At 66.3% G+C, this 20798-nt stretch carries 19 protein-coding genes and 2 pseudogenes; 18 read left to right on the plus strand and 3 right to left on the minus strand.

The annotated features are described in order from the left end of the window. A pseudogene (locus tag KQ305_RS11020) lies at positions 1 to 239 on the plus strand (EamA family transporter); the annotation flags it as partial. Here KQ305_RS11020 and KQ305_RS11025 read toward each other — a convergent pair. Continuing rightward, entirely contained in the window at positions 199 to 573 is a 375-nt protein-coding gene (locus KQ305_RS11025; RefSeq protein ID WP_259725457.1) for a hypothetical protein, read from the minus strand. The pseudogene KQ305_RS11020 and the gene KQ305_RS11025 overlap by 41 nt on opposite strands. A gap of 3 nt (positions 574 to 576) precedes the next feature. Next, the gene (gene sufR / locus KQ305_RS11030) at positions 577 to 1290 is read right to left on the minus strand and encodes an iron-sulfur cluster biosynthesis transcriptional regulator SufR (RefSeq protein ID WP_259725458.1); all 714 of its coding nucleotides are present in this window, start codon (positions 1288 to 1290) and stop codon (positions 577 to 579) included. 195 nt (positions 1291 to 1485) lie between these two features. Here sufR and KQ305_RS11035 point away from each other — a divergent pair, with 195 nt between their 5' ends. The 13 genes and pseudogenes from KQ305_RS11035 to KQ305_RS11095 all read left to right on the plus strand — a co-directional run bounded on the left by KQ305_RS11035 (position 1486) and on the right by KQ305_RS11095 (position 14241). After that, complete coding sequence (locus KQ305_RS11035) at positions 1486 to 1851, plus strand: ferredoxin-thioredoxin reductase catalytic domain-containing protein (RefSeq protein ID WP_259725459.1); 366 nt, start codon at positions 1486 to 1488, stop codon at positions 1849 to 1851. A gap of 17 nt (positions 1852 to 1868) precedes the next feature. Then, positions 1869 to 3311: a Fe-S cluster assembly protein SufB gene (gene sufB / locus KQ305_RS11040; RefSeq protein WP_259725460.1), complete on the plus strand. Its 1443-nt coding sequence runs from the start codon at positions 1869 to 1871 to the stop codon at positions 3309 to 3311. 73 nt (positions 3312 to 3384) lie between these two features. Next, the gene (gene sufC / locus KQ305_RS11045) at positions 3385 to 4188 is read left to right on the plus strand and encodes a Fe-S cluster assembly ATPase SufC (RefSeq protein WP_259725461.1); all 804 of its coding nucleotides are present in this window, start codon (positions 3385 to 3387) and stop codon (positions 4186 to 4188) included. A gap of 1 nt (position 4189) precedes the next feature. Continuing rightward, on the plus strand, positions 4190 to 5458 hold the full coding sequence (gene sufD, locus KQ305_RS11050) for a Fe-S cluster assembly protein SufD (protein WP_259725462.1): 1269 nt from the start codon (positions 4190 to 4192) through the stop codon (positions 5456 to 5458). A gap of 23 nt (positions 5459 to 5481) precedes the next feature. Further along, positions 5482 to 6762, plus strand: a complete 1281-nt coding sequence (locus tag KQ305_RS11055) for a SufS family cysteine desulfurase (protein ID WP_259725489.1) — start codon at positions 5482 to 5484, stop codon at positions 6760 to 6762. 309 nt (positions 6763 to 7071) lie between these two features. After that, positions 7072 to 9027: an autotransporter outer membrane beta-barrel domain-containing protein gene (locus KQ305_RS11060; protein WP_259725463.1), complete on the plus strand. Its 1956-nt coding sequence runs from the start codon at positions 7072 to 7074 to the stop codon at positions 9025 to 9027. A 14-nt stretch (positions 9028 to 9041) separates the two neighbouring features. Then, positions 9042 to 9305, plus strand: a pseudogene (locus tag KQ305_RS11065) (aminotransferase class V-fold PLP-dependent enzyme); the annotation flags it as partial. A gap of 1035 nt (positions 9306 to 10340) precedes the next feature. After that, positions 10341 to 10985: an alpha/beta hydrolase gene (locus KQ305_RS11070; protein WP_259725490.1), complete on the plus strand. Its 645-nt coding sequence runs from the start codon at positions 10341 to 10343 to the stop codon at positions 10983 to 10985. A 32-nt stretch (positions 10986 to 11017) separates the two neighbouring features. After that, positions 11018 to 11908 (plus strand): DNA alkylation repair protein, encoded by an 891-nt coding sequence (locus tag KQ305_RS11075; protein WP_259725464.1) that lies wholly within the window; start codon positions 11018 to 11020, stop codon positions 11906 to 11908. Positions 11909 to 12095: 187 nt separating this feature from the next. Beyond that, the gene (locus tag KQ305_RS11080) at positions 12096 to 12245 is read left to right on the plus strand and encodes a hypothetical protein (RefSeq protein WP_259725465.1); all 150 of its coding nucleotides are present in this window, start codon (positions 12096 to 12098) and stop codon (positions 12243 to 12245) included. 40 nt (positions 12246 to 12285) lie between these two features. Next, positions 12286 to 13143 (plus strand): ABC transporter six-transmembrane domain-containing protein, encoded by an 858-nt coding sequence (locus KQ305_RS11085; protein ID WP_259725466.1) that lies wholly within the window; start codon positions 12286 to 12288, stop codon positions 13141 to 13143. 54 nt (positions 13144 to 13197) lie between these two features. Further along, positions 13198 to 13512, plus strand: a complete 315-nt coding sequence (locus KQ305_RS11090; protein ID WP_259725467.1) for a hypothetical protein — start codon at positions 13198 to 13200, stop codon at positions 13510 to 13512. Between the two features lie 3 nt (positions 13513 to 13515). Next, entirely contained in the window at positions 13516 to 14241 is a 726-nt protein-coding gene (locus KQ305_RS11095; protein WP_259725468.1) for an MBL fold metallo-hydrolase, read from the plus strand. Here KQ305_RS11095 and KQ305_RS11100 read toward each other — a convergent pair. Continuing rightward, positions 14238 to 14909 (minus strand): class I SAM-dependent methyltransferase, encoded by a 672-nt coding sequence (locus tag KQ305_RS11100; RefSeq protein WP_311134347.1) that lies wholly within the window; start codon positions 14907 to 14909, stop codon positions 14238 to 14240. The genes KQ305_RS11095 and KQ305_RS11100 overlap by 4 nt on opposite strands. A gap of 161 nt (positions 14910 to 15070) precedes the next feature. On the opposite strand from KQ305_RS11100, the gene KQ305_RS11105 reads away from it, so the two are divergent. The 4 genes from KQ305_RS11105 to KQ305_RS11120 all read left to right on the plus strand — a co-directional run bounded on the left by KQ305_RS11105 (position 15071) and on the right by KQ305_RS11120 (position 20774). Further along, positions 15071 to 17863 (plus strand): cyclic nucleotide-binding domain-containing protein, encoded by a 2793-nt coding sequence (locus KQ305_RS11105; RefSeq protein ID WP_259725469.1) that lies wholly within the window; start codon positions 15071 to 15073, stop codon positions 17861 to 17863. A gap of 63 nt (positions 17864 to 17926) precedes the next feature. After that, the gene (locus KQ305_RS11110; RefSeq protein WP_259725470.1) at positions 17927 to 19549 is read left to right on the plus strand and encodes a PEP-utilizing enzyme; all 1623 of its coding nucleotides are present in this window, start codon (positions 17927 to 17929) and stop codon (positions 19547 to 19549) included. Beyond that, on the plus strand, positions 19546 to 20364 hold the full coding sequence (locus tag KQ305_RS11115) for a PEP/pyruvate-binding domain-containing protein (RefSeq protein ID WP_259725471.1): 819 nt from the start codon (positions 19546 to 19548) through the stop codon (positions 20362 to 20364). Before KQ305_RS11110 ends, KQ305_RS11115 begins: the two co-directional genes overlap by 4 nt. After that, positions 20364 to 20774, plus strand: coding sequence for a cyclic nucleotide-binding domain-containing protein (locus KQ305_RS11120; protein WP_259725472.1), 411 nt, complete (start codon positions 20364 to 20366; stop codon positions 20772 to 20774). Before KQ305_RS11115 ends, KQ305_RS11120 begins: the two co-directional genes overlap by 1 nt. The last annotated feature ends 24 nt before the right edge of the window (positions 20775 to 20798 follow it).

Genomic DNA, 20798 nt, shown 5'->3' on the forward strand with positions numbered 1-20798 from the left:
CCCTGGCCCTGGTGGCCACCCTGCTGGGCACCAGCGCCGGCATCGCCCTGCAGCAGACCGCCCTGGCGGGTCTGCCGGGGGGGCTCGCCGTGGCCCTGCTGTCGACGGCGCCGGTGATGGCCCTGCCCCTGGCGGCCCTGGAGGGGGACCGGCCCGGTTGGCGGGGGTTGGTGGCCGCCGCCGCCGCCCTGGCCGGGGTCAGCCTGGTGGCGGGCCTGGTGGGGGTGCCGGGGACCTGACGCGGCGGTCCGCCTCCTGGGTGGCCCAGTGGACCAGGTCAGCGAGATCGAGGGCCAGGGGCTCCCGGTGGGTGGCGGCGGCGATGGCCGCCAACTGCTCACCCACCCGGCCCATCTGGTTCAGGAAGGCGCGTGCGAAGTCGGGGTCGTCCTGGATCACCGGCTGCTGGAGGGCCCAGGCCTCAATCGCCCCGGCCGCCGGCAGCCCGCCGCTGGTGTGGCCGGCGATGGCCTGCAGGGTTCGCAGGCCATGGGCCAGGAGCCGCAGGTGGTGGCGCTCCAGGGTGGGGAGCAGGGTGGCCTCCAGCTCCTGCAGCTCGTCAGGAGTGAGCACGGCTCAGGGGCCCGGGGCGGGGCTGACGGCCAGGGGGGAGATGCGGAAGCCGCAGCTGTGGCCCCCCTCCAGGCGCCAGTGCACCCGCTCGACGGCGCAGTCGGGGAAGGTGTGGCGGATCAGGCGCAGCTCCTGGTCGCAGACCACCGGGTACTGCTCGGCGATGCGCACCACTGAACAGTGGAACTCGCTGATCACCCAGGCGGCGGTGTCGCTGGCGGCGGTGGGGTCGTCCTCGCGGCGGCATTCGGCCACGTAGCCCTCCTTGCGCCGCAGTTCCACCAGCTGTTCAAGCCGCTGGCCGAGGGGTCCGCTGCCGATCTGACGGCGGTAGTCGGCCGCCTTCTCCTCGGCCTGCTGGCGCAGCACCAGCTCCAGGGTGTCGGCTGGCAGGCTTTTGGTGAGGGTGTGGAGCAGGCCGAGGGCGAAGTTCTCGCTGCCATCGGGGAAACGGCCCTGGCCCTGGTCGGTGAGTCGCCAGCGGTTGCTGGGCCGGCCGGGGCCTTCATGGGAAGGGCTGGCTTCCACCAGACCGTCGTCCTCCAGGCTGCGCAGGTGACGGCGCATCGCCTGCACCGACACCCCCAGGGACCCCGCCAGCTGGGCTGCCGTTGCTTCGCCTTCCCGCAGCAGCACCGACAGGGCCGCTTCCCGGGTGGGATGGGCCCCATCGACAGGGCCGGCCGCGGGGGCGGGTGACTGGGCGGGGGCTCTCATGACGGGCGTCTGACCAAAACACCATGCCACGCCTGTCTGGGGAATGGGGGCTTGGCCGTGGTGTCCGCCGGGGCGTCACAATGGCCTTTCCACGCCGTCAACGGACCGCCGCGCCTTTGCCTTAGGCTCCCGCAGTAACGAAACCAAAGTGTTTCGTTATTCGATCCACCGGTGCGCGCAACCGACGCTCTGCCCATGACCGACGCCTCCACCACCACGACCCCTGCAGCCGGCGCCGACAGCCTGGAGGTGATCCGCCGTTTCGCGGAAACCTACGCCCAGCGCACCGGCACCTACTTCTGCAGCGATCCTGGGGTCACCGCCGTGGTGCTGGAGGGTCTGGCCCGGCACAAGGACGAATTGGGCGGTGCCCTCTGCCCCTGCCGCCACTACGAAGACAAAGAGGCCGAGGTGGCCCAGGCCTTCTGGAACTGCCCCTGCGTGCCGATGCGCGAACGCAAGGAATGCCACTGCATGCTCTTCCTCACCGAAGACAACCCCTTCCGAGGCGAGGAGCAGACCATCAGCCTCGAAGACATCCAGACCCTCACTGCCGGCTGAACCGGCCCCCCTTTCCCATGGCGAGCAGCGCAACCGTCGGCGATCTGGTGAGCCAGCCGTACAAATACGGCTTCGTCACCGACATCGAAACCGAGAAGATCGCCAAGGGGCTCAGTGAAGACGTGGTGCGGCTGATCTCCGCCAAGAAGAACGAGCCTCCCTTCCTGCTCGACTTCCGCCTGCGCTCGTTCCGCCAGTGGCTGCAGATGGAGGAGCCCGACTGGGCGACCCTGGGCCATCCGCCGATCGACTACCAGGAAATCATCTATTACGCGGCACCCAAGCAACAGGAGAAGAAGGCCAGCCTCGATGAGGTGGACCCGAAACTGCTGGAAACCTTCGAGAAGCTCGGCATCCCGCTGAGTGAGCAGAAGCGCCTCTCCAACGTGGCCGTGGATGCGGTGTTCGACAGCGTCTCGATCGCCACCACCTACCGGGAGAAGCTGGCCGAGCACGGCGTGATCTTCTGCTCGATCAGCGAGGCGGTGAAAGACCACGCTGATCTGATCGAGAAATACCTCGGCACGGTGGTGCCCGGCAACGACAACTACTTCGCCGCCCTCAATTCCGCCGTCTTCAGTGACGGCTCCTTCGTGTTCATCCCGAAGGGGGTGGCCTGCCCGATGGAGCTTTCCACCTACTTCCGCATCAACTCCGGCGACACCGGCCAGTTCGAGCGCACCCTGATCGTGGCCGAGGAAGGGGCTTCGGTGAGCTATCTGGAGGGCTGCACGGCGCCGATGTTCGACACCAACCAGCTGCATGCGGCGGTGGTGGAACTGGTGGCCCTCGATGATGCCTCGATCAAGTACTCCACCGTCCAGAACTGGTACGCCGGCGATGAGAACGGCAAGGGGGGCATCTACAACTTCGTCACCAAGCGGGGCCAGTGCCGCGGCGATCGCAGCTACATCAGCTGGACCCAGGTGGAAACCGGTTCGGCGATCACCTGGAAGTACCCCAGCTGCGTGCTGCAGGGGGCCGATTCGGTGGGCGAGTTCTACTCGGTGGCCCTCACCAACAACCGCCAGCAGGCCGACACCGGCACCAAGATGATCCACGTGGGGCCCCGCACCCGCTCCACGATCGTGAGCAAGGGGATCAGCGCCGGCCACTCTTCCAACAGCTACCGGGGGCTGGTGCAGCTGGGGCCCAAGGCCGTCGGCGCCCGCAACTACAGCCAGTGCGATTCGATGCTGATCGGCGACCAGGCCGCCGCCAACACCTACCCCTACATCCGCTCCCAGCAGCCGGACGCCAGCATCGAGCACGAGGCCAGCACCTGCCGCATTTCCGCCGACCAGCTCTTCTATCTGCAGAGCCGGGGAATCGCCTTCGAGGAGGCGGTGTCGATGATGGTGAGCGGCTTCTGCCGTGATGTGTTCAACCAGCTGCCGATGGAGTTCGCCGCTGAAGCCGACAAGCTCCTGGCCCTCAAGCTGGAGGGTTCGGTCGGCTGATCCCGGCCCACGGCCACCCCGGCCGGCCCACCGCTTCTTTCCCCGCCCCTTCCCTGCCCTTTTCTCCCCCGCCGTGATCCGCCCCGACGCTCCCGTACTGCTCGAGATCCGTGATCTCACGGCCCGCGTGGAGGACCAGCCCATCCTCAAGGGGGTGTCCCTGACGATCCGCGCCGGCGAGATCCATGCGGTGATGGGCCGTAACGGCAGCGGCAAGAGCACCCTCTCCAAGGTGCTGGCGGGCCACCCGGCCTACACCGTCACCGGCGGCTCTGTGCACTATCGGGGCGAGGACCTGCTGGGCCTGGAACCGGAGCTGCGGGCCCGCGCCGGCCTGTTCCTCGGCTTCCAGTACCCGGTGGAGATCCCCGGGGTGAGCAATCTCGAATTCCTGCGGGTGGCCACCAACGCTCGCCGTGCCGGCAAGGGGGAGGAGGAGCTCGACACCTTCGCCTTCGAGGATCTGGTGCGCGAGCGGCTGCTGGTGGTGCAGATGGATCCGGCCTTCCTGGAGCGCAGCGTCAACGAGGGCTTCTCCGGCGGCGAGAAGAAGCGCAACGAGATCCTGCAGATGGCCCTGCTCGAACCCCTGGTGGCGGTGCTCGATGAAACCGACTCCGGCCTCGACATCGATGCCCTGCGCATCGTGGCCGGCGGCGTGAACCACCTGGCCGGCCCCGACAACGCCACCCTGCTGATCACCCACTACCAGCGGCTGCTGGATGTGATCACCCCCGATTACGTGCACGTGATGGCGGCGGGCCGGATCCTGCGCACCGGCGGCAAGGAGCTGGCCCTGGAGCTGGAGGAGCGCGGTTACGACTGGGTCGACGCCGAACTGGCGGCGCTGGAGCGCACCCCCGCGGAGGTGGGCTGAGATGGTGGCCGCTTCGCTTTCCACCCCCACGGCCGCGGCCGGCGCCGCCCCCGGTGGCTGGATCGCCGCCCTGCTGGCGGAGGCCTCCGGTGGTGCCGATGCCCTGGCGGCCAGCCGCGAGCGGGCGGCCCAGGCCCTTGCGCAGACCCCGCTGCCGTCGCGTCGCGACGAGGCCTGGCGCTTCACCGATCTGGCGCCGCTGACTGCCCTGACGCCCACCCTGCTCAGCCCCGCCGCGGCCGCTCAGCCGCCTGTGGCAGACGGCAGCCTGCGGCTTGTGCTCGATGGCCAAAGCGATCCCCTGGCCGGGATCACCCTGCCCGCGGGCCTGGAGCCCATCAGCGGCGACGAACTGGACGCGACCCTGGGCCAGGTGCTGGCCGCCACCGGCAGCGCCGCGCTTTGGCCGGTGCTGCTCAACGGCGCCACGGCCCGTGCCGTGCTGGCCCTGCGGGTGCGCGGCACGGTTGCCACCACCCTGGAGCTGGTGAGTGACGCCGGCGACGGTGAGGGGATCCTGCCCCTGCGGCTGCTGCTGGTGCTGGAGCCCGGAGCTTCTGTAGAGGTGCTGCAGGTGCACCGCAGCAGCGGGGCCAACCTCACCAGCCTGGTGTTGGAGGCCCGCCTGGGTGAGGGCGCCGAGCTGCGCCACGGCCTGCTGGCCCCCGGCGCCGAGACAGGGTGCCTGCTGGCCACCGTGGCGGTGGAACAGGCCACGGGCAGCCGTTACAGCGGCGTGAGCGCCCATGGGGGCTGGGCCCTGGGGCGGCTGGAGCCTCGGCTGGTGCAGCGGGAGGGGGCCGCCCACAGCGCCCTGAAAGCCCTGCAGCTGGCGGATGGTCGCCAGATCAGCGACACCCACAGCCAGATGGTGTTCGCTGGCCCGGACGGGCGGCTGGAGCAATTGCACAAGGCGGTGGCCGACGGCCAGGGCCGCAGCGTGTTCAACGGCGCCGTGCAGGTGCCCCGGCTGGCCCAGCGCACCGATGCGGCCCAGCTGAGCCGCAACCTGCTGCTCTCGGATCGGGCCCGCATCGACACCAAGCCCGAGCTGGAGATCGTCGCCGACGACGTGCGCTGCGCCCATGGCGCCACCGTGAGTCGGCTGCAGCAGGACGAACTCTTCTACCTGCAGAGCCGCGGCATCGCCGCCGACCAGGCGGCCCGGCTGCTGCTGCGGGGCTTCTGCGAGGAGGTGCTGCAGGCGCTGCCCGCCGCCGCCGTGGCCTGGCAGCCCCTGGTCAGCCTGCTGGGGAAGGAGGGCCGATGACGCCGACCTCCACCAACTCCCCGATGATCGCGGCCCCACCGATGGGCGGCGCACCGGTGGTGGCCGACCTGGCGGTGCAGACGCGCCCCGATTTCCCCCTGCTGAGCCAGACGGCCTGCCTGGGGCAGCCGCTGATCTACCTGGATTACGCCGCCACCAGCCAGAAGCCCCGTCAGGTGCTGGAGGCGCTGCAGCAGTACTACAGCCTCGATAACGCCAACGTCCACCGCGGCGCTCACCAGCTGAGCGCCCGCGCCACCGACCATTTCGAGGCGGCCCGGGGCAAGGCGGCTGCCTTCATCGGTGCCGCCAGCGCCCGGGAGATCGTGTTCACCCGCAACGCCACCGAGGCGATCAACCTGGTGGCCCGCAGCTGGGGTGACGCCAACCTGCGGGAGGGTGATGAGGTGCTGCTGTCGGTGATGGAGCACCACAGCAACCTGGTGCCCTGGCAGCTGCTGGCGGCCCGCACCGGCTGCGTGCTGCGCCATGCGGGCGTCACCGCGAGCGGCGAGCTGGATCTGGAGGATCTGAAGGCCAAGCTCAGCGATCGCACCAAGCTGGTGAGCCTGGTGCATGTGAGCAACACCCTGGGCTGCCTCAATCCGATCGAGGCGGTGGCCGCGCTGGCCCATGGGGCTGGCGCCCTGCTGCTGGTGGACGCCTGCCAGAGCCTGCCCCACAAGCCGGTGGACGTGGCCGCCCTGGGGGCCGATTTCCTGGTGGGCTCGTCCCACAAACTGTGCGGCCCGACGGGCATGGGCTTCCTCTGGGCCCACGAAGCGCTGCTGGAGGCGATGCCGCCGTTCCTGGGGGGCGGCGAGATGATCCACGACGTGTACCTGGATCACAGCACCTGGGCCGATCTGCCCCACAAGTTCGAAGCCGGCACACCGGCCATCGGTGAGGCGATCGGCATGGGCGCGGCCCTCGATTACCTGCAGAACCTGGGCATGGAGCGCATCCACGCCTGGGAGCAGCAGCTCACCCGGCGCCTGTTCGAGCGGCTGCAGGCCATCGACGGGGTGCGCATCCTCGGACCCACCCCAGACCAGCAACCCGATCGGGCCGCGTTAGCGGCGTTCAGCGTGGACGGCCTGCACGCCAACGACATCGCCGCCCTGCTGGATTCGGCCGGGATCTGCATCCGCAGCGGCCACCACTGCACCCAACCCCTGCACCGCCACTACGGCCTGTCCAGTTCCGCCCGCGCCAGCCTGGGCTTCACCACCACCCCCGAAGAGATCGACCGCTTCGCCGAAGAGCTGGAGGGCACGATCGGGTTTTTGCGGGAGCACAGCTGAGGGAAGGGCGTGAGCCTGGCCCTGGCGGCCCTTCAGGTGGTGGCGGCGATCGTGATCAACCTGGTGGGAACGCACGGCTAAACGCCGTCCAGCGCGCTCGGCCGTGTGGCTTTCTCTCCTCCAGCCCTCATGCCTTTGAGGAGACGTCTTGCCGTCTTGGCTGAGTTGATCAAGGAGTTGCTGGCTCACGGGTGTTGACCAAGGCCAGTCTGAGAAGTTAAAATCCCCTGAATTTTATTTTTTGGCGGCACTGGTTAAATGATTCGTGGGGGAAGCTGGCCTGGCGTTGGGCGCATTGCGATTGGATGTTTGTTGCTCTCCCTGTTGGGAGAAGGTCCAAATGCTGCCGCTCAGGATCGTGGGAATTTGATTCAGAATGGGGGTTTTGAAACCCAGGTACCTTCCCTCCCTATCCCGCCGGATCCTCCGGGTCCGCCTACGGGGTCCTACTTCAGGCAGATTGATGCTTCACAAGTTCCCCCTTGGAGCACATCAGCTTCGGATAACAAGATAGAGCTCTGGTCTTCAGGCTTTAGTGCTTCATCTGGCGGACCTGTCTTTTCCATCGCGCCAGCTCAGGCCACTGCGGCAGGCGATGTGTTTTTCCCCGTCGGCGGCGGCAACTTCTTTGCTGAACTTAATGCCACTCGCCCAAGCACCCTTTCTCAAACAGTAACGTTGGGGAGAACAGGAGTTTTATCCTATTCCTTCTGGCATCGTGGACGGGCTGGATCCGATACGATGAAACTAGATGTGCAAGTCATGAAGAATGGAGTATGGACGACCGTGCGTTCTGATAGCTATCAGACCGGCCAGGCCTGGACGAACTACGTGCAGAAAAATATATTGATAGGTGAAGCTGGTCAGCAATTTCGTTTTGCCTACACCGCCGAGTCTACGGCGACTGGAAATCTCAGCATTGGCAACTTCATTGATAATGCAGCCTTTGGCTTGCTGGAGTTTCCCCAACCTGAGCCAGAGTTACCTGATCCCTTTGAGCCTCCCATCACTGGCGAGTTAATGCCGGATGCGGTCGTCGAGGACTTGTCCAATTCGTTCGCCGCCACTCTTTCCCCTCAAGCCATCGTTTCGGGCTTCTTCCCTCGCAACACCGATGCGGCTCCGGCGGGCATTCAGAAGATGCTCAACGATTCTGCAATGGCTGTGCTGAACAGTACATTGGATGTTGAACCTCTTCAAATTCCACTGTGTAAAGGCTCAGAGCCCAATCCACAGCGATATGTGGATTCGGAGAAAGCGATGGCCCAAGCCAAGGCTGAATGCTTAAAGCAACCGGGCCCAAAGTCTGTTCACGCCTCTGACAAGCGGTTCACATTTGCCGATCAACCGAACAACTTCTACGGAGAACGCAGGAGGCTCAGGGCCTGGGTACGGGGTTTCAGTACATCCATGACGAATATCGACAATCCAGGCCTGGGAAACTGGGTCAATCGTGCTGACAGCCGTGGTGGTGCATCACTATTTGGGCTTGAAAAGTCACTGTCTCCCAGCACTCAAATGGGTGTCTATGGTTCGGTTGGATCGTTGTCCGTCATTCAGACGGGAAATGGCGGAGGTAACTGGTCTCCCACGGCCTATGGAGTAGGCCTTTATGGCAGGTGGTCACCGAGCCCCTACTTCATCGGTGCGTTAGCAGGCTACGGCACTTTCAGTGGCAGCCAGACGCGAGGCATTCAACTGGACAGTTCTGCGCTCTCAGCATCCGGTCAAAAATCGGCAGAAAGCTTCACTGCTGCCTTGGTCACTGGAAGACGAATCAACCTGAGCCGAAACACGCTGCTGACGCCTTCTCTCAATCTGAGCTGGAGTGGGATTAACGAGCAAGGCTTTGTCGAAAGTGGTGGCGAACTCAATGCTGGCAACACGAATATCAACGTCTTCAATTTAAATTATCTTCCCAACAATACAAGTTGGACCAACCTTGATCTAGGCGTCTCAATTGCGCAAACCGTCCGTCAAGGTACAACTTTAATTGTGCCCAGTGCACGGCTGAGTTGGTTTGGGACATGGAAGACAGGTGGTCATGACCAGGCGGTGGACTACCCATTTTCCTCTCGACAAGTGGATGTCCCTGGGGCGTGGCTCAATCGCAGTGGTTTTAGAGTTGCATTGGGCCTGAATGTGGCCACCCGCAACAACCTGGCCATTTACCTCCGAGGCGTGGCCGATTTCGGCTACGACAGTCGCGAGAATGGAGCCTTGGCTGATTACGGGCTCAATGGAGGTCTGACCATCCAATTCTGAAAGGCCGGATCGATTGGTCCCGCGAAGCGCTGCTGGAGGCGATGCCCCCGTTCCTGGGGGGCGGCGAGATGATCCACGACGTGTACCTGGACCACAGCACCTGGGCCGATCTGCCCCACACGTTCGAAGCCGGCACACCGGCGATCGGTGAGGCGATCGGCATGGGCGCCGCCCTTGATGGCCTCCAGAACCTGGGCCTGGAGCGCATCCACGCCTGGGAGCAGCAGCTCGGCCGGGCCGCCCTGGCCGCGTTTTTGGTGGAGGGCCTGCATGCCAACGCCAACCCTGCACCCAGCCTCCTGCAGCTGAACAGTAGAAGAACACGTCTGCAGGTTCTGAAGCCCCCGATTCCGTGCGTTGGCGCTGACTCTTGCCGAAGGATGTCTCAGACTCACGGAATTGGATCCGTATCATTGCGAACACGTGGTTATTGGACCCGTGAACCACGGCTATCGTTGGTGAGCACTCAACAGGCGAGACCTGCATTGCAATGCTTTGGGGGGAAGTCGGTTTGAGGCCTCAGCTGGGTTCACGGAATGGAGAGGAAGATGCCCCGTGGTTCACAGAACCTCCGAATGAGTAGTTGATTTGTCCGCGTTTTTACGGTTGGCTGGGCTGCGTAAGATGTTTACGCGGCAAACTAACTTCGCGCTGGAGCCGACACCGCCTGCTAGACGAACGCCGTTCGGTAGAACGGCGGTGCGGCTCAGCGCCTAGTTAGGCCTCGTATGAATGACTTATCGCAATCAGCAGTCTGTGAACGTTTCGGAGCAGCTTATGAACCTCCGGGTGAAGATGAGCGATTGGGGATTGCTCTGGGTAGTCTCGGCAAGCTACCAGTTAACGCACTTCGCCACAAGCCAAAGGGTGGAACCTGCGGCTGGTACGTTTGGGGTGGAGAAGTATCCTCGGAAGTTGACTTTTTTGACTCACTACACATGTATCACATTTCTAGGTATCTTCCTGAGTTCATTCCCTACTTGGCTCTCGCGCCGGGATGGAGAGTGCAGTTGGCGCCAGGCCACCTTGATGTATGGTACGACCCAAGTCTTTTGGACTGAGGAACCGAGACCTAACGATGCAATCAAGCAGGCCGCGGATCTCACTCTTCGCTCAAACTAGCTTCAGCTCCGCAGCGGCTTAATGCGGGGTTGAGGTGTTGACATCCACCTAAAGTGGATAAGCTCAATAGAGGAACTGAAGTTGGCACGAGAAGGATCTTTCCGAGTCGGCAACCGAACTCTCACTTATCTTGAAATTGGTGACGATGGCGGACCACTTGTCATCCATAACCACGGTGGGCCAACGACCTCCTGGCATTGGCCGATTCCTTCGGTGCACAGCACTTCGCGGTCACCGGCTGGTCGGAAGGGGGTCCGTGGGCCCTTGCCGCCGCCGCCTACTTGGACCCTGCTCGTCTTGCCAATGTCACCAACATCGCGGGTGCCAGCTACGGAACGTTCGGAGCCAACTGGGCCGTGACGTACCAAAGCAGCGTTGATGCGCTTGGGGGGCGCTTGGCCTTGCATTTCCATCCTGGCTTCAGGCTCATGTATGAACTGCTTGGCTTGAGTGCGACCCGCTTTGAGACCAGCTATTTACAGGCTCTGAAGCAGTCGATAGGCGTCTCTGATCAAGAGGTCTTGTCAGATGAGAAGGTCTGTCAATCTTTTCTGGATGCATCACGGGAATGCTTTCGACAGGGCGCTGAGGGACTTGTCGCTGATGCCACGATGCTCTACGAAGCTTGGCCCTTCGATATGATTAGAGTGACGCGACCGGTCCACTTCTGGCAGGGAAGTGATGACAAACTGGTGCCTGAACCCATCAACAAGACTGTGGCGGACAAGACCCCCGGTGCCATTTGGCATTCCATCAGCGGCGGAGGCCACTTCATCGCCCTCAGCAATGCGAATGAGATCCTGGCTCAAGTGGCCAGCGATCTTGCCAATGTGTAAACCTGACACCACACAACCGATGGCCCATCTCGATGGGCCTTGGCATTGATCGGGCCACCATGACGCCTCGAGTACCCACAATCCCTCCAGCGCCAAGATCCATTCAGAAGGGCACGCCTCTGAAGCTCCTGCTGGGCCAAGAGGCCATTGAGTGTCTGGCGAACAATCTTCAGACTGTTGATGCAGGCTTTCCAGCCAGCCGATTCTGTGAATCCGCACGGACAGGCCTTGAACAGTTGGCCATCATGCAGCGAGGTCTGCATATCGCCAAGGCGCTTCATGCATTCCTGCCAGGGAACTACGAGGAGGCTGTGCAAGTGCTCATGGCGTCTTTGACGCCGGAGAAATCAGACACAGAAGAGTTGGGATTGGCTGGCTTTTTCTATCTTCCACACAGCTTCTTTGTCTCTGAGTATGGGCAAGATGAACAACACAACAGCGGCAATGACCCTTTTGAGACGTCGATGCTGGCTCTGCATGCCTTGACCACGCGGTTCACCTCGGAGTTTGCCATCCGCACGTTTCTGATCAAGCAGCAAGTGCGCACGTTGGAGAAGCTTGATCAGTGGATCACGGACCCGAACCCGCAGGTGAGGCGCCTCTGCGTCGAGGGGACGCGCCCAAGGCTCCCCTGGGGCAAACGCATTGCCTCGTTTGTTGCCGATCCGAAGCCAACACTTCCCATCCTGGAATTGCTGAAAGACGATCCATCCCTGTATGTTCGCCGCAGCGTTGCCAACCACCTGGGGGACATCGCCAAAGACCATCCAGCACTCGTGTATGCCACCTGTGAGCGTTGGATGCGGTCGGGTGCCTCCTCAGACCTGCGGTGGCTGATCCGCCATGCGGTTCGCTATCCAGCCAAAAATGGAGATGCACGTGCACTGAAGATACGTGCAGCAGCAAAGAGCAGCGCGTTGTAAGGAGTTCCATCATGGCCTGACCCATCATCCCAGCTATGCCATCCGAGCGATGACGTCCCTTTACTTTCTCGTCCCTCTGGTCGTTCACTACGCGTTGGTCGTGCTGCCACTCGGCGTTGGGCTTCTGGCCTTTGCACGGACACGCCCTGGCCGCAGGCGCCAGCGTTGGATCGTGGTGGCTGGCTTCTTGGCAGTCCTGGGTTGCGCACTGGTGCTGCTCCAGGGCAAAGCGGCTTTGCTGGGTGCTGCAGACGACGGCACCTGGTTCGTCGTGGTGATGGGACTGCTGCCGATCGCCCTGGGGGGCGTCAGCCTGCTGCGCTGGTCGCGGATCTGAACCTCCGAACCAGCCAGGCTGGTGACATCAGGGCCAGGTGATGCCGCAGACGATCCTTTCGACCCTCTCCCGCGCTGAACGGCTGTCGATCGCCGGCACCTACACCCTGACGCTGCTGGAGAACCTCTGCATGCTCGCCTACCCGGCGATCACCGGCTGGGCGGTCGACGGGCTGCTGAAGGGCAGCTACCGGGGCCTTTCGGCGCTGATCGCCGTGTGGCTGGTGCACCTGGTCACGGCCTTCGTGCGGCAGCGCTTCGACACCCGGGTCTTCATGGGCCTCTATGCCCGTCTCGCCGTGCTCACCGTGGCCGAGCAGAAGCGCCTCGGCCACGGCACGAGCATCGTGTCGGCGCGGGTCGAGATGATGCGCGACATGGTCGGCTTCTTTGAAGCCGACGTGCCGGCGATGTTCTCCCAGGTGGTGACCGTGGTCGGCTCGCTGGTGATGCTGTTCACCTACGACCTCCAGGCGGGCTTCATCGCGATGGCAGTGCTGCTGCCGATGGGGCTCGTCAACGCCTGGTACTGGCGGCGCGCCCTGCGCCTGCACCGCGGCCTCAACGACCAGATCGAGCGCGAAATCGCGGACATCGAGGCGGCGCGCCCGCTGCGCCTGCGGCGCCACTTCGGCCGGGTGCGTCGCTGGCAGGTGCAGCTCTCCGACAGCGAGTCGTGGACCTGGACCGTGACGGAGCTCGCCACGATTGTCGCGCTCGTGGTGCTCCTGATCGACTTCACCCGTTCGGCGGCCTTCAGCGCCGGCGCCATCTATGCCGTGCTCGCCTATGTGTTCGATTATCTCGAGGGCCTCGACAGCGCTCCGGCGCTGGTGAACAACGTCGCCCGGCTCCGCGACATCCGGGTGCGGCTCGGCAACGCAGAGGCAGCTGATTGAGCGGACTCGGCAACGCGTCTACCGTCGAGCTACTGCTCCGCTGGCTCTGGCGTGATGGACACCACCCTGCGACCACTGCTGGCGGCCCTGTTGCTGTCGGCGTCCACCGCCGCATCGGCCGGGGAGTTTCCCGTGCAGGGTGGCTACGGCTTCGATGCCCTCAAGCCGACGACCACCACATGCCATCGCATCTCGCCGCAGGAGGCGGCGAGGTTCACCCGCTGTGAGTTCTCCGCGGCTGGCTATGCCTTCGGGCTTGCCTCCCAGTACCACAAATGCGACGCCTTGCCCCGCGGTGAGGTGTTCATCTACCAGTCTCCGGCGAAGTGTCAGGCTTCTCTAGAGATCATGCAGTCCAACGGCCCCTGAACCATGGTTGTCGTCTCTGAGATCGCCCCCGACCTGTTCCGGCTGTCGATCCATGTGCCGGACTTCGATTTGCAGTTCAATCACTTCCTCGTGCGCGACGAGGAGCCGCTGCTGTTTCATGCGGGGCTCAAGGCCATGTTCCCGCTCCTGCGGGACGCCGTTGCCACGCTGATCGATCCCACCCAGCTGCGCCACATCGCCTGGAGCCATTTCGAAGCCGATGAGATCGGTGGCCTCAACCACTGGCTGGAGCAGGCGCCCCAGGCCCAGCCGGTCTGCACCCTCGTCGGCAAGCTGGTGAGCGTGGATGATTTCGCCCTCCGCCCCTCCCGTGGCATGGCGGAGGGCGACGTGCTCAGCACCGGCCAGTACCGCTTCCGTTTCCACCGCACCCCCCACCTCCCCCATGGCTGGGACGCCGGCCTGCTGTTCGAGGAGACCCGCCGCACCCTGTTCTGCTCCGATCTCTTCCACCAGTTCGGTGATGTCGCCGACGTCACCTCCTCTGATCTGATCGGGCCGGCGCGGCAGGCGATGCAGCAGATGCAGAGCGGCCCCCTGGCGGATTACATGCCCTACACCAGCCAGTCGGCCGGCCTGCTGCAGGGGCTGGCCGCGCTGCAGCCGCAGACGCTGGCCGTCATGCACGGCTCCTCGTTCGCCGGCAGTAGCGAGCAGATGATGAACGATCTGGCGGGGGTGATCCAGGAGGGCTTTGAGGGGGCCTAGGGGGTCGCTGGGGTGAGCACCGCCAGGGCCTCGGCCCGGTGCTGACCGCGCCAGGCCCAGTGCCACTGCCACCCTGCCGCCTCCGCCTCCCACACGATTGCCTCCGGGTCGGCCGGATGGTCCCACTGGCTGAGGTGCGCGATCACCTCCTGTTGCCGCTGCGGCTCCAGCGGGCTCCAGCCGTGGACGCGGGCGCTGTAGCGCCCCACGTAGGTGTCGCGGCTTTCGCCCGGGGCGCGGAACACATCGGCCCAGAGCAGCAGGCCGTCCGGGGCAATGCGGCGGCGGCAGCCCCGCAGGAAGCGCCGTTTGCCCTCCTCCTGGAGGTGGTGCACGGCGAAGCTGCTGAGGATCAGATCCACCGGAGGACCCTCCGGCTCCGCTTCGGCCCAGGCCAGCAGATCCCCCTCCAGGAACCGGCAGGGGTAGGGCACCGGGCCCAGGGCTTCGGCGGCCAGGGGCAGCACCGCCCCGTTCAGGTCGAGGCCCGTGAACGAGGCCAGCGGCAGGCGCCGCAGCAGCGGCGGCAGCAGGGACAGGTCGCCGCAGCCCAGGTCCACAGCGTGGGGGGGCGGCGCCGCTGGGCCACGCTGGGCCCGCCAGGCCTCGACGGTGTCGGCGAGGGCCGCCGTCAGGGCCCCGTGCTCCATCAGGTCGTGCTCCAGCACCTGGCGGTAGGTGCTCCAGTGGCGGGAGAAGAACGTCAGCGGAAGAAGAACGTCAGGTAAGGGATTCTGGCCGGGCAGTCGCCGCCGCTACCCGCCCAGTCGTTGGCCGAAGGCCATCGCTAGGGTCCGAACCTGGGTACCACCACAGGCAGGAGTCTCAGTTGACGGAACGGCGGATGCATCTGGTGCGCTGGGGGCTCACCACCGGCTGGCTGCTGATCATTGCTTCGCTTCTGTACGACCCGTTCACGCCCCGGTTCACCGAGCCCGACCACCCCTGGAGCCCCCTGCGCCTGCCGGACGCCTGCGTGCCGGTGCAGGGCGCCTGCCTCACAGAGGCCCCCTATCCCCTTGGCACCACGCTGTTCTGGGGCCTGGTGGTGCCGTCGGGGATCTTCATCCTGCTTGTCTTCGGCCATGAGCTGTGGCGGCGGATCTGCCCCCTCTCCTTCCTCTCCCAGATCCCCCGTGCCCTGGGGCTGCAGCGCCAGATCGCCAAGGTGAACCCCAAAACCGGCGAGAAGCGCCTGCAGCTGGCCAAGGTGCCGGCCGATTCCTGGCTGGGGAAGCATTACTCCCGGCTGCAGTTCGGCTGGCTGTTTGTGGGCCTCTGCGGCCGCATCCTCTTCTTCAACGCCGACCGCCTGGTGCTGTTCGCCTGGCTCAGCTTCACCATCGTCTGTGCGATCGCCGTGGGCTGGTTCTATGGCGGCAAGAGCTGGTGCCAGTACTTCTGCCCGATGGCGCCGGTGCAGAGCGTCTTCTCCACCCCCACCGGCCTGCTGGGCAGCAAGGCCCACATGGCCAGCACGCCGATCACCCAGTCGATGTGCCGCAGCGTGCAGCCCGATGGCAGCGAGCAGAGCGCCTGCGTGGCCTGCCAGCAGCCCTGCATCGACATCGATGCCGAGCGCACCTACTGGGCCAAGCTGCCCAGCCCCGCCTTCGCCTTCGAGCGCTACGGCTACGTGGGCCTGGTGGTGGGGTACTTCGTCTACTACTACCTCTATGCCGGCAACTGGGAGTACTACTTCTCCGGCGTCTGGCTGCGCCAGGAGGACCAGCTGGCCCAGCTGCTGCGGCCGGGCTTCTTCCTGTTCGGCCAGCCGATCGATGTGCCCAAGCTGGTGGCGGTGCCCCTGGTCCTGGGGCTGTGCACCTGGCTGGGAACGGTCGCGGGCCGGGCGGTCGAGTCGGCCCTGCGCACCCGGGTGCGGCGCCGCGGCGCCGAGCCCGACCGCGAGCGGATCCGCCACCGGGTGTTCGTGGTGGCCACCTTCCTGGTGTTCAACTTCTTCTTCCTGTTCGCCGGCCGCCCCCTGCTGCTGCTCGCACCGGCCTGGGCGCAGTACCTGTTCGACGTGACCCTGGTGGCCGTCAGCACCCTCTGGCTCTACCGGGCCTGGAGCCGCTCCCCCGAGCTCTACGGCCGCGAGAACCTGGCCGAGCGCTTCCGCAAGCAGCTCACCCGCCTCGATCTCGATGTGGGCCGCTACCTCGATGGCCGCTCCCTCGCCGACCTGGGCACCGAGGAGGTGTATGTGCTGGCCAAGGTGCTGCCCGGCTTCACCGGCCAGAAGCGGCATGAGGCCTACAAGGGCGTGGTGCGGGAGGCCCTCGAGGAGGGTTTCGTCAATGCCGCCAGCAGCCTGGAGGTGCTCAAGCAGATGCGCCTCTCCCTCGGCATCAGCGACAGCGAGCACCGCACGCTGCTTGAAGAACTCGGCGTGGAGGATCCCGGGCTGCTGGATCCAGACAGCCGCCGCAGCCTGGAGGACCAGATCCGCCTCAGCGGCTACCGCAAGTCGCTGGAGCGGCTGATGCTGGTGCAGCGCCTCGGCGAAGGCCCCGACGCCGGTCAGTCCGGGGCGGATGGCGAGGCTCTGCAGGCGCTGCGGCGCGAGTACGGCATCTCCTCGCGTGAAGAGGAGAAGGTGCTGGACGACCTCTCCCCCACGGCTGCGGCGATCCACAAGGTGGAGCTGCTGCTGGGGCGGCTGCCGGCCCTCACCGACGGCTACCGGGCCCTGCACCAGAGCGCCCTGCGTCACCAGTCCGCCGTGCTGGCCCTGCTCGACGACCGCCTGCAGCTGCGCAAGGAACTGACCCTGCGGGCGATTCTCGACGGCCTGGCCACCCTCCAGGAGGATCCGGCGGTGCCGGGCCTGGTGAAGCGCCTGCAGGCCATCGCCCCCCTGGAGCTGCCGGAGCTGCTGCGCCGGGAGGGCTGGGAGCGCCGCCTGCCGGCGGCCGTCGCCCAGACCCTCGCCCATCCCGGTGGCGAGGCCCCCTCCTGTTCCCTGGAGGTGCCCGTGGACGACACCCTCAGCTTCCTGGCCAGCCTGGCCGCCGACCCCAGCCCGACGCTCTCGTCGGCCTCCCTCTTCCTGACGGCCTGCCTCGATGGCGGCCGGGCCCGGGCCCTGGCGGCCGAGCTGGCTGTGCCCGGGGCCCCACCCCTGCTGCGCCAGACCGCCGGGACCGTGGAGGGTCTCCACGGTCCGCCGCAGTTGGCTGAATTCCCGGAGCTGGAGAAGCGCGTGTTCCTGGCCACCAGCGATTTCTTCCGCCGCAGTGATGCCGACACCCTCGATGCCCTGGCGGCCCAGGCCGATGTGCGCAGCTTCGCCAGAGGGGAGCTGATCACCGAGGCGGGCGACACCTGCCGCGAACTGCTGCTGCTGATCGAGGGCCGGGCCCGGGTCCAGCACCGGGACGGGCAGCGGACCTGGGTGGAGGATCTCCAGCCCGGACGGGTGCTCGATGAGCTCCAGGTGCTGACCCACAGCGCCTCCGAGAGCACGATCGTGGCCGAGGCCGACGGCACCCGCCTGCTGGCCGTGCCGGTGGATTCCTTCGATGCGGTGCTGGAGCGGGATCCCGATTTCGCCCGCCGGGTGCTGGAACTGGAGAGTGGCCAGCTGCAGCGGCTGATGCGTGCCGGCAGCGTCTGAAACCGGCCGGGGGAGCCTCGCTTAAGTTCCCAGCACCGCAATCCGATCCTCCCGGAGGTGCCCTTGGCGTTCACAGGCCCCGCGTCCGAGCTTCGCTTCGATTCCCCTGGCCCCGGCTTCTGGGAACTCGATCCCGTTCACTTCCCCCGGCCGGCCACCTGCTACTGGAGCGCCATCCACCCGCCGGCCTTCCAGCGCGGCACGAGCGAGTTCGCCCGTTCCTACGGAATGGTGATCGAGGCGCTCGAGATGGCGTACGTGAACGGCTTCGCCTACAAGCGGGTGACGCCGCTCGATCCTGCCGACGCCCCCGGGCGGTTCGCCCGGGCCGAGGCGGTGTTCGCCCAGAAGTATTGGCGCGAGCAGCTGCGCGACTGGAACGGGACGTTCAAGCCGGCGGCGATCCAGGCGCACCGCGCCCTGCAGGCCATCGATCCGGAGGCTCTCTCCGATGACGCCCTGGTGGCCCACCTGGGCCGTTGCCGCGACCACCACGCCCAGATGCTCTATCAGCACATGCGGTTCACGGCGGCCGCGATCGTGCCCACCGGCGACTTCCTCGCCCATGTCGGCGATTGGACCGGCCTGCCGGCGGCCCAGCTGCTCGGCCTGATGCGGGGCAGCTCACCGGTGTCGGCGGGGGCGTCGGCCGAGCTCGGAGTGCTGATTGGGGCCATCCGCCGAGATCCGCGGGCCAAGGAGCTGCTGGAGGCCCCCGGGGAGGCGGGCGCGATGCTTGCCCAGCTGCGCGGCCTGGAGGGGGGCACCGGCGAAGCGGCTAGCGCCTACCTCGATCTGGTGGGCTACCGGCTGCTGGATGGGTTCGACATCTCCAACCCCTGTGCCCTTGAGCTGCCCGACGCCCTGTGCCGCGCCATCCGGGCCGCCGTGGCCGAGCAGGCCGTTCCTTCCGATCTGCAGGACCGCATCGCCACCGTGCGCGCCGCGGTGCCGGAGGCGCACCGCAGCCAGTTCGATGAGCTGCTCGAAGAGGCCAGGCTCACCTACCCGATCCGCGATGAACGGGGGGTGTTCAGCGACATCTGGGCGTCGGGGCTGATGCGGCGGGCGACCCTGGCCGCCGGCCGGCGCCTGGCGGACCGGGGCCGTCTCCACGATCCGCTCCATCTCCTCGATGCCGACCTCGACGAGATGGCCGCCCTGCTGGGCGGCAGCGCCGACCCCGGCGCCGATGCCCTCGCCGCCCGCGCCGCCCACAGTTCCCGGGAGGCACCGGCCACGATCGGCACCCCGCCGCCCATGCCGGACCTGGCCGCTCTGCCCGCCGCCGCCGCCCGCATGATGCGTGCCACCGGCCTGGCCCTCGACGCCCTCTTCGGCAGTTCGGTGGCCCCCCACGAAGCCGATCGGCTGCGCGGTCTGGCGGCCAGCCAGGGGGTCGTTGAGGGGCCTGCCCGTCTGGTGTCCCAGGCTTCCGAGTTCGGCCGGATCCAGCGCGGCGACATCCTGGTCACCGCCTCGACCACCGAGGCCTTCAACATCCTGCTGCCCCTGCTGGGCGGCATCGTGACCGACAGCGGCGGCCTGCTCTCCCACGCGGCAATCGTGGCCCGGGAGTACGGCATCCCCGGCGTGGTGGGCACCCGCGAGGCCACCCAGCGCATCGCCGATGGGCAGCGCCTGCGGGTGGACGGCAGTGCCGGTGAGGTGACGGTGTTGGTATGAGCCGGGTCGTTCCCCTCGAAGCGGCCCTCGAGCTCTCGCGCTTTGGTGCCAAGGCCGTGGGCCTGGGGCAGGCCCTTCGCGACGGCCTGCCGGTGCCCAGTGGATTCGCCCTCGCCGCCGATCTGGTGGAGGCGGTGGCCGGCGGCGACGATGACGCCATCGCTGAGGTGCTGGTGGCGGTGGGCGGCCTGGACGGTCCCCTGGCGGTCCGCTCCTCCGCCATCGATGAGGACGGCGTCGCCGCCAGCTTCGCCGGCCAGCACCTGACCCTGCTCAACGTCCCCTCGCTGGAGGCGCTGGCCGAGGCGCTGCGGGCTGTGTGGTGGTCGGCGAACTCCGATGCCGCCATCAGCTACCGCAAGCGGGTCGGCCTGTTCAGCCGCCCCAGCGTCGGCGTCGTCGTCCAGACGCTGCTCTCCCCTGTCAGTGCCGGGGTGATGTTCACGCGCCATCCCGTGACCGGTGCGGACGAGCGGGTGATCGAGGCGAGCTGGGGCCTGGGGGAGGCGGTGGTGGCGGGCCTGGTGATCCCCGACCACATCTGCCTCGATCGGGCCGGGCAGGTGCGGGAGTGCCGGCCGGGCTACAAGGCCGTGGCGATCCGTCCGCTGGCCGGTGGCGGCACCCAGGAGGAAAAACTTCCGCCCGAGCTGGTGGAGCAGCTCTGCCTCGATGAGGCCCAGCTGCTGGCCCTGAACCGCCTCGCCCTGCGCTGCGAAGAGGTCTACGGCCCCGGACGTGACTTGGAGTGGGCGTTTGCCGATGGCACCTTGGTTCTGCTTCAGTGCCGAGCCATCACGAAGGCCGGACCCTGATGCGCGGTGCCCCCGTCGAAGTGCTGCAGCGCGTGCCGCTGTTCGCCGATCTGAGCCTCGAGGAGCTGCAGCAGATCGCCCTGCTGTTCAAGGAACGGGACTTTGAGGCCGGCGAAACGATCATCCAGGAGGGCTCCGGTGGCTCCGCCTTCTATGTGATCGAAGCGGGCGAAGCGACGGTTTCGATCCATGGCACACCCCACTCCACGCTCGGCGCCGGTGACTTCTTCGGCGAGATCGCCCTGATCGACGACGGCACCCGCATGGCCACGATCACCGCCGCCAGCCGCCTCGATTGCTATGGCCTCACCTACTGGGACTTCCGCCCCCTGGTGGAGGCCAACGGCGTGATCGGCTGGAAGTTGCTGCAGCGCATGGCGATGATGCTGCGTGATGCCCGGGGGGGCTAGTCAGCCTGCTCCCCTGAGCGCGCA

Origin of the sequence: Synechococcus sp. CS-1332 (genome assembly GCF_025127995.1) — a bacterium.
Taxonomy (GTDB): domain Bacteria; phylum Cyanobacteriota; class Cyanobacteriia; order PCC-6307; family Cyanobiaceae; genus Cyanobium.